The organism is Bacillus cereus group sp. N6 (genome assembly GCF_016483705.1).
GTDB classification, from domain to species: Bacteria; Bacillota; Bacilli; order Bacillales; family Bacillaceae_G; genus Bacillus_A; species Bacillus_A wiedmannii.
On the sequence record NZ_JAEHBI010000049.1, the window covers coordinates 32,364 to 41,318 of the forward strand.

Sequence of the window (8,955 nt, forward strand, 5' to 3'; positions counted from 1 at the left end):
AGAAATATCGGGATCAACTTCTTTTGGTTTTATATAATTGCATTTTTGTTCGCTCTTTTTTATATAATAAAACTCTATATAAAGGTAAGGGATTAATAGTTGCAAAGATTAAAACCGCAATATCCCGAAAATAATAAATGAAGAAAAAACGATTCATATTGAGGATCAAAAAATAAAAGATGACAAAGAAGGTGTGAGGTGTAATTTATAATAAGGAAGAAAAATGTTTTTTCATTAACATATGAAACAAAAAACCCCCTATAGAAAAGTGGTAGGGGGTAATAAAAATGTTTAAGAAAAAGACTGATTTTGCGCAGGTTTAATAAATTGTTCTGGGTTTTCAACAAGTCCGCATACAGCACATTGGACTCTATATGTTGGTCCTTGATAGGACATATGAAAAGCATTCATCGTTTCATTTGTGTATTCTTCTTCTACTTGACCAGTTTGTGGATTTAACTTGACTGGTTTTACTTGTTGCTCAAGAATATTAAAGCGAGTACGGTTCGTTTTACAGCTTGGACATAGCATTGGTTCCATATGTATACACCTCCATTTGTAGCATTTCTTAAACTCATTAATTTTATGCAAGAAAAAAACTTTCTCAATATAAATGGGTGTTCAAAGTATTAAAAATTCAGAAAAAATAAAATATAATAAGAGTACGAACTGGTTATGTCCAAACCAAATCTCCTGTTTTATGCCAATAAGCTGGGGGGGCCGAGAGATCGGCCTCGTTTTTTTGTGCTCGTTGCTATAAGGAACAAGGTTTTTATGAGACATTTGTCGAAATTTTAGGGATGGATATAAAGGAGGATGTAAAATGAATTTAAAAATGAAGTACATCATTTTATATGTAGAAAATTTCGAAGAATGTTTAAGATTTTATAAAGATATTTTACAGTTACCTATAAAAGCGGAGCATGGTACATATATTGAATTTAATACTGGTTCTACAATTTTAGCGATGAACAAAAGGCAAGATGTGAAAGAATTAACAGGTCTACCACTTACAGAAGGCGAGTTACAATCTTCTCATTTTGAATTGGGATTCGTTGTTAATCATGTACAAGAAACAATCGAACAATTTAGAGAGCAAGGAATTAAAATCTTAGTTGAACCAATTGTGAAACCGTGGGGACAAACAATTGCATACATTGCCGATCCAGATGGGAATTATATTGAAATTTGCAGTTCATTAGAATAGAAGGAGAAAAAGAGATGGGGTTTCCGAAACTAGAAACAGAACGTTTACAATTAAGAGAACTAACACTGTTAGATGCAGAAACGATGTTCCGTTATTTTTCAAAAGAATCTGTTATACGTTATTTTGGAATGGATTCTTTCGAAAATATTGAGCAAGCGAAAACGACTATTCAAACGTTTAAAAATCGTTATGAAGAAGGAACTGTATTTCGCTGGGGAATTGAGAAAAAGGGTACGGGCCAATTAATCGGAACGTGCGGATTTCATTTAATAAACAAGCATCATAAGCGAGCTGAAATTGGTTATGAATTGGACGATACATATTGGGGACAAGGGTATGCAAGGGAAGCGTTACAGGCGATTTTAACTTACGGGTTTGAAACGTTACAACTTATAAGAATTGCAGCTGTTGTATATATAGAAAATAAAGCTTCTCAAAAATTATTAAGTAAAGCAGGGTTTCAAGAAGAAGGATTACTTCGAAAACATATGATTCAAAATGGAGTTGCTCATGATACAATTTTATACTCGTTATTAAAAGAAGAGTGGAAGAAGTAATGCGTACAAATGAGCTTATAAATGTTATGAAGAAGCATAAAGAAAATAGGTTCATTCTAGGTATTGATGGACTAAGTCGATCGGGTAAAACAACATTTGTAACAAACTTAAAAGAAAATATGAAACAAGAAAGTATTCCGTTCCATATTTTTCATATTGATGATCATATAGTAGAACGTAATAAACGGTATCATACTGGCTATGAAGAATGGTATGAGTATTATTATTTACAATGGGATATTGAATGGCTTCGGCAGAAGTTTTTTCAGAAGTTACAAAATGACACAAAACTGAAATTACCGTTCTATAATAATGAGACAGACTCAAGCGAGATGAAAAAAGTACAGATCCCCATAGTAGGCGTAATTGTAATAGAAGGTGTTTTTCTACAGAGAAAAGAATGGAGAGATTTCTTTCATTATATGGTGTATTTAGATTGTCCAAGAGAGACACGGTTTCTACGTGAGAGTGAAGAAACGCAGAAAAACCTTTCAAAGTTTGAAAATAGGTATTGGAAAGCAGAGGATTATTACTTAGAAACGGAATTGCCGAAGGATCGGGCGGATTTAGTTATAGAATGATTTGAAGAAAACCTCAACTTTGTGCTTGAATAGTTGAGGTTTCTCTATGTAATAGCAAATTAATTATTTTAATTCTTGGGAAGGAGATTAGTATAACAATTTGAATTATATAGTTATAGATAAATCTATAGATGGAAAGATTTCAATAAAACGAGTGATTACATGAGTATTTTTATTTTAGAAGATGATGTCATACAAGCGCAGCAAATGAAACGGCTAGTTGAAGAGATTTGTGAGAAATATATGTTGCCTTTTGATTTTATCGAGGTGAGTAGTAAAAGTGAAAACATCATTACTAACATTCCTAAGGCGAAGTATATCCCAATCTATTTTTTAGATATAGAGATAAAAAGAGAAGAACGTAAAGGGTTACAAGTGGCACAAGAGATACGAAAGTATGATACGCAAGGAATTATTGTGTTTGTAACGACGCATTCTGAATTTGCACCTATTTCATATCAATACATGGTATCAGCTTTAACTTTTATTGATAAAGGGTTGCCATACGAGGAGAGGCGTAACGTTTTTGAACAATGTTTACTCCAATATGAAGCGCGTAATAAGCATATTATTCCGTCCGATGACTTTATCGTTGAAAATAGTAATGCAACTGTGCGGGTTCCGTTTCATGAAGTTGAATATGTTATGACCGATGAACCGCACCGTTTAGCATTAGTGACGTTAGATCGAATTGTTTATTTTTATGGGACTTTAAAAGAAATTGAATTAGTAGATGAACGTTTATTTCGTTGTCATCAATCATATATCGTGAATACGAAGCAACTGTCTTCTTATGATGCGAAGCAAAAAATGATAGTTTTAAAAAGCGGGAAACGTATTCCAGTATCACGTCGTTTATTCAGTAAAGTACGCAACATCTTAAAGGGTGAGATGTAATGTATATTTATGATTTATTTGCAATACTGCTTACTAGTATAAGCCATACGTTTTTATACATTCAATTAATCCGGTACAATAGATTGTCATATAGAATGTTAATAGCTTTAAGTGCGATATTCATTATTTTACTTGCTATTGTCGTAACAGTAACGAGATACCCAGAGTTGAATAGTACGATTGTGTTATTTTTAATAAGTTTAGGATTAATGCAAAATGAATTGAAATTTAAGCATAATGTATATTTTGCACTAGTGAGTATGGTGATTATAACGTTAGTGAAAATGTTGCTATTTGATTTAGGAATGAACATCTTTATGTTAACAACATTCAATTTATATTTATGGACAGGTAGTATTATTCATCTTATCGTATCGACACTTACTTTTATCGGTATTTTAGTAGCTCGGAAAAGAATTCAAAAAATTGCTCAATATATAGTAGGTAGTCGGCTATACTATGTAACTTATATATTATTAATTGCCGGATTTATTATTGAACTAATTTTAACTCGGCCATCTTCTTCGTTTTTAGCAAAGTTAAATCAACAATACAGTGATGTAAGTTATATTTCAGCGATTATTGTATTTTTATTATTAGTCATCATAGTACTTATAAGTTCACATTTATCGAAAGCAAAGTTACAAGAAGAGCATGAAAAACGTTTGGATAAAGAGTTATTAGATTATGTGGAGAAATTAGAGGATATGCATGATGAGCTTGCTAGTTTCCGTCACGATTATATGAATGTATTACTATCGTTAGAAGAGGGAATACGTACGAAAAATGTGAAAGAAATTGAGCAAGTGTACTATGACGTTATAGCACCTACGTTAAAAACAATAAATGATCATGAACTTGATATTGCGAAATTATCTCGTATACATATTCCTGAAGTGAGAAGTGTATTAAGGGCGAAAGTTGGCACTGCCCAGCAGCATCAAATAAAAGTAATGCTTGATATACCGGAGAGCATTGAAAGTGTTTCGATGACGATCATTTCATTTATTCGCATCATTTCAGTTTTGGTAGACAATGCAATTGAAGAAGCAGTACATAGTGAGGAAAAGATATTGCAAATCGTATTTTTTGAAATGGATTCACGACAATATTTTATCGTACGTAATAGTTCAAAGAGTGAAGCGATTGATTTGCAAAAAATTTATGAGAAAAACCATTCAAGTAAAGCAGGAGCGAGAGGATACGGGCTATTTTCGTTAAAACGGATTATGAATAAAACAAATAACGCGACGTTAGAAACAACTTATGTAAGTCCTTATTTCACGCAAACACTCATATTAAAAGAGATGAAATGACCATCTATGATGAAAATGAAACCGAATAGGAAAGAACTACATACTTTCTTCACTCGTTTTTATACACTTCAAGTAAGGGGTGAAGCGAGATGAATGGACTTATTTTTACAACAATGATTTGCTTTGGTTTACCGCTTGTAGCACTTTTATATGCTGTTTGGAAGAAACGCTATATTCCATATATGTTAGGTGTATTGGCTTTTGTTGTATCGCAAATATTGATCCGCATACCAATACTGAATTATGTAAATGGAATTAGCACAGATTTTCAAATGTTTTCAATAATGCAGCCTGTATTATTTGTACTTTTGCTTAGTTTATCAGCTGGAATTTTTGAAGAGATAGCTCGTTTTATCGCAATGCGTTATTTTATGAAGCAACGAGATTGGCAGTCTGGTTTTTTATTTGGAGCAGGGCATGGTGGTATTGAAGCGGTGTTGATAGTTGGTATCCCGGTAATATCCCTATTATTGTCACGAACAGTCATTCAAAATGGTGACAGTTATTATTTCGGCGGTATTGAGCGCATCTTCGCGATGATATTGCATATTGGACTTTCCTTCATTATATTACAAGCTGTCGCCCAAAAGAAATTTCGTTATGTTTTCTATGCAATTCTCATCCATGGAACTGCAAATGCATTAGCTGGCATTATATCGCTATATGTACCAGGGAAAAGCGGGATCATTATGTCAGAAGTTTCAATAGCAATTTGTGCTTTACTCGTTTTTAGTTATAGTTTCACTTTAAAAAGAAAGGGTGTATGAAAATGAGAAGAATGTTACTTATTATTATTAGTGCTATCGCGGCGTTCGCGCTTGCAGCATGTACCGGTAATAAAGTAGATGAAAGTACATCAAAAAACTTTATTCTGAAGGCGGAAGAAATTGTATCATTATTAAATGAAGCAAAGTATAAAGAAGTACATGAAAAATTTGATAGTAAAATGAAATCAGCCTTATCAGAAGAGCAAATGAAAGAACTTACGCTTATAATTGAAAAAGCTGGTACATTCGAAAAAATTGAGAAAAAATCGATTGAAGAAAAAGATGGTTTATATACTGTTATTCTTGTAGCAAAGTATAGTAAAGAACAACGTACCTTTATCGTAACTTATAACGATAAAGAAGAAATAGCTGGGTTAGTAATTAGGTAGAAATGTAATGGCAGATAAAGTGGTTGTGTCCACTTTATCTGTTTTTTTATTTTAACCAAATTATGGTTATTCATACTAATATAAACACATAGCTATAGAGAAGGGGTGGGTTAGTATGAAAACTGAAATAGTTCCTAAAAAGAAGTACAGTATAATAAGCTACATATCTTTACTCATCGGTGTTTTATGTTTTCTGTTCGTTTTTATTACACCGACAAGGATAGCCAATGTGGGTAATGTAGTGGGAGATTATATTACAGTTGCCCTCACAGTTGCAGGTATCATACTTTCTAGCATTACGATGACGAAACAAACAGAGAAGAAGGGGATTGTTATTCTTTCATTAATACTGTCCTTATCATTATTTATATTTTGGATTATCACGATTATATTATTGTTTACTGGTCAAATTAGTTTTGCGCCGTAATATGTAATAAAAAGAGTCCTTCTCGTATGAAGGACTCTTTTTATTCGGTATCTTCCGGTTGATATTCTAAAATATCCCCTGGTTGGCATTCTAACGCTTTACAAATAGCATCTAAAGTTGTAATTCTAATTGCTTTTGCTTTTCCATTTTTTAATATAGAAAGGTTAGCCATTGTAATTCCAACCTTCTCTGAAAGTTCAGTTACACTCATTTTACGTTTCGCTAACATTACATCAATATTAATTATTATTGCCATGTTATTCACCTCAGACCGTTAAATCATTTTCTGATTTTATATCTATCGCATCTTTTAAAAGTCTTTGGAGAACGGCAGCAAAGACTGCGATAACCATTGAAGCAAAGATAAGGATCATGCCAATTATTATAATACCTGGTGCATCATCTCTCTCTGCTACAAGATAGAAAAGCGGCATACCTACTACATATAATACACTAATTGTAATAGCACATTGTTTTATCTTTTTTAAAGCTCTAACAGATAATTTCGAGAAGGCGTTCCCCTTATCAATGTAGCTTACAAGTTTAAAGGCTTGATATAGAGCAAAATAAAAAGGTATCACCGTTACATATAGATTGATTAAAACAAGATATTTTATATATGCAATATCCGGGTATAAGTCCGCTGCGTAATTCCCGATATTAGGAATTAAAAATATACACAAAGCAAAAACAGGAATACCGATAAGGATAATTGCTGTCTTTAAAAAGAGTGTTGATCCTTGTTTCATATAAAGCACCTCATTTTTAAATTATCATTTTAATTTAACATAAATTTTATCGTTTAACAATAAATTCTTATTTATTTCAAGCGGATTTTTATTGAGAAACAAATTTTAGTGAAGAGAATGATAAGACGTTTTTATAAAAAAGGTGTGGTCTCTAGTTATTTGAACATAAAAAGCTATGATATGTACCGTTCGTTGCTTTACTAATAAAAGAAAGTGAAGGTAATGATTGTTAGCTTCATGAAAATTGGGGACTAATAAAACATATATAGGTTGTGGAAATCTTTTTGTATATAAATGAATGTGAAACATACGGAGGAACAACAATGTCGAATTTGGGTTTATTGATGAAAAGGTTACTGTTAGTAGGAACAATCACACTAAGTATGTTATGTACGGAAAGCATGATGAATTATCATACGGTGGAAGCTAAGGTGAAACAAGTAGAACGGCAACCGAAAAATGTAATCATAATGGTTATGGACGGAACGAGTTCTTCAGCAACGACATTAGCTCGCTTGTATAAAGGGAAACCACTTGCACTAGATGAAATTGTAACAGGAGGAGTTCGTACCTATTCGGCGGAATCAGCTATAACAGACTCAGCCCCAGCAGCTACAGCTTTAGCGACGGGGAATAAATCGAATTCAGGATATGTAGGTATATTACCTTCTATTGTAAGTTCACCTGGCTTAAAATCAATAAAAGAAGAGGACAAGTTACGTCCAGTTGCCAATGTTTTAGAAGGTGCCAAGCGCACTGGTCGCGCAACTGGAATAGTTGCTACAGCTGAAATTCAGCATGCTACTCCCGCTGGATTTTCTGCTCACCATATTAACCGTAAGCGTTTTGACGTAATTGCGGAGCAGCAAGTGTATCAAAATATAGATGTCGTATTAGGTGGGGGAAAAGAGGCACTGCTACCTATAAAAAGAAAAGATGGTGAAGATTTAGTAAAGGTGATTCAAGACAAAGGATACGACTTTGTTGAAACGAAAGATGCATTATTGAACTCTAAATCTAAGAAAATTTGGGGCTCCTTCTCACATAATGCCCTTGCGTTTGATATGGATCGTGAAGCAACAAATCCGGAGCAACCAACACTTTCTCAAATGACGGAAAAAGCAATTCAAACACTATCAAAAGATAAAGATGGTTTCTTTTTATTTGTAGAGGGAAGTAAGCCAGACTGGGCAGCTCATGTGAACGATCCAATAGGGATGATTAGTGATGTATTAGCATTTGATAACGCAGTTGCAGAAGCAGTGGAATTTGCAAAAAAAGATGGTAATACGATGTTAATAGCTGTAACTGATCATGGTAACAGCGGTATTTCTATTGGGAATGCGAATACGACAAAAGGCTATAATATTACGCCGGTCTCTGCATACATTGGTCCATTAAAAAAATCGAAAATGACACTTGAAGGTGCTACAAATAAACTAAAATCTGATTTATCAAATGTAGAAGATGTAGCTAAATTATACGGTTTGGACAATTTAACTTATGATGAAAAAGAAAGAGTAAAAGCAGCAAAAAAGAAATCGGATGTAGGTCCAATACTTACTACATTATTGGCCAATCATGCGAACATAGGCTTCACAACAGGAGGCCATACAGGTGAGGATGTGTTTTTATATTCTTACGGTCCTCAAAAGCCAAACGGTTTGATCCAAAACACAGACATTGCGAAGACGATGGCGAAAGCAATGGACTTTAACTTAGAAGAAGTAACAAACAAATTATTTGTAGAGAGTGAATTAGCCTTTAAACGAAAAGGTGCAACAGTAACAATAGATAATACTGTTGCAGAAAACCCGGTGCTCATAGTAAAACGTAATAATGTAAAAGCTCAATTATTTGTAAATAAAAATATAATTCGTATTAAGAATAAAGAATATGAATTAGGTAGTGTCGTTGTAGAAAGCAATGGCAAGTTCTATATACCAGAAGAAGCAATCCATTTATTCATAAAATATTCTCATTAAAAATGAAGTGACCCCTAAAAGTTAGACACGGTTATTTCATTAGGCAGCTTGATAAAAGTGAGTCCGGTATTGCACCGGGC

The 8,955-nt window shown here is 33.3% G+C and carries 12 protein-coding genes; 9 read left to right on the forward strand and 3 right to left on the reverse strand.

Going from position 1 to position 8,955, the window contains the following annotated elements; translation table 11 throughout:
* Window positions 1-291: 291 nt before the first annotated feature.
* A complete protein-coding gene (locus JDS99_RS25045) occupies window positions 292-540 on the reverse strand; it encodes a hypothetical protein (protein ID WP_048547666.1) in 249 nt (82 codons plus the stop codon).
* 283 nt (window positions 541-823) lie between these two features.
* Between JDS99_RS25045 and JDS99_RS25050 the strand changes: the two genes are divergently transcribed.
* From JDS99_RS25050 to JDS99_RS25085, 8 genes are all read left to right on the forward strand, one after another.
* On the forward strand, window positions 824-1,207 hold the full coding sequence (locus JDS99_RS25050) for a VOC family protein (protein ID WP_088609178.1): 384 nt from the start codon (window positions 824-826) through the stop codon (window positions 1,205-1,207).
* A 14-nt stretch (window positions 1,208-1,221) separates the two neighbouring features.
* Window positions 1,222-1,764 carry a GNAT family N-acetyltransferase gene (locus JDS99_RS25055; RefSeq protein WP_199695905.1) on the forward strand — a complete coding sequence of 181 codons (543 nt, stop codon included), beginning with the start codon at window positions 1,222-1,224 and terminating at the stop codon, window positions 1,762-1,764.
* A complete protein-coding gene (locus tag JDS99_RS25060) occupies window positions 1,764-2,345 on the forward strand; it encodes a kinase (RefSeq protein WP_087984631.1) in 582 nt (193 codons plus the stop codon). Before JDS99_RS25055 ends, JDS99_RS25060 begins: the two co-directional genes overlap by 1 nt.
* A 162-nt stretch (window positions 2,346-2,507) precedes the next feature.
* Window positions 2,508-3,242: a LytR/AlgR family response regulator transcription factor gene (locus JDS99_RS25065; RefSeq protein WP_088609176.1), complete on the forward strand. Its 735-nt coding sequence runs from the start codon at window positions 2,508-2,510 to the stop codon at window positions 3,240-3,242.
* A complete protein-coding gene (locus JDS99_RS25070; protein ID WP_199695907.1) occupies window positions 3,242-4,558 on the forward strand; it encodes a GHKL domain-containing protein in 1,317 nt (438 codons plus the stop codon). Before JDS99_RS25065 ends, JDS99_RS25070 begins: the two co-directional genes overlap by 1 nt.
* A gap of 89 nt (window positions 4,559-4,647) precedes the next feature.
* A complete protein-coding gene (locus tag JDS99_RS25075; RefSeq protein WP_199695909.1) occupies window positions 4,648-5,325 on the forward strand; it encodes a YhfC family glutamic-type intramembrane protease in 678 nt (225 codons plus the stop codon).
* A 2-nt stretch (window positions 5,326-5,327) separates the two neighbouring features.
* Window positions 5,328-5,714: a DUF3887 domain-containing protein gene (locus tag JDS99_RS25080; protein ID WP_199695911.1), complete on the forward strand. Its 387-nt coding sequence runs from the start codon at window positions 5,328-5,330 to the stop codon at window positions 5,712-5,714.
* Window positions 5,715-5,829: 115 nt separating this feature from the next.
* Window positions 5,830-6,141: a hypothetical protein gene (locus JDS99_RS25085; RefSeq protein ID WP_199695912.1), complete on the forward strand. Its 312-nt coding sequence runs from the start codon at window positions 5,830-5,832 to the stop codon at window positions 6,139-6,141.
* 40 nt (window positions 6,142-6,181) lie between these two features.
* Here JDS99_RS25085 and JDS99_RS25090 read toward each other — a convergent pair whose 3' ends face one another.
* On the reverse strand, window positions 6,182-6,397 hold the full coding sequence (locus JDS99_RS25090) for a helix-turn-helix domain-containing protein (RefSeq protein ID WP_000974615.1): 216 nt from the start codon (window positions 6,395-6,397) through the stop codon (window positions 6,182-6,184).
* A gap of 10 nt (window positions 6,398-6,407) precedes the next feature.
* Complete coding sequence (locus JDS99_RS25095; RefSeq protein ID WP_098858111.1) at window positions 6,408-6,890, reverse strand: DUF2975 domain-containing protein; 483 nt, start codon at window positions 6,888-6,890, stop codon at window positions 6,408-6,410.
* Window positions 6,891-7,213: 323 nt separating this feature from the next.
* Here JDS99_RS25095 and JDS99_RS25100 point away from each other — a divergent pair, with 323 nt between their 5' ends.
* Entirely contained in the window at window positions 7,214-8,875 is a 1,662-nt protein-coding gene (locus JDS99_RS25100) for an alkaline phosphatase (RefSeq protein ID WP_199695913.1), read from the forward strand.
* The last annotated feature ends 80 nt before the right edge of the window (window positions 8,876-8,955 follow it).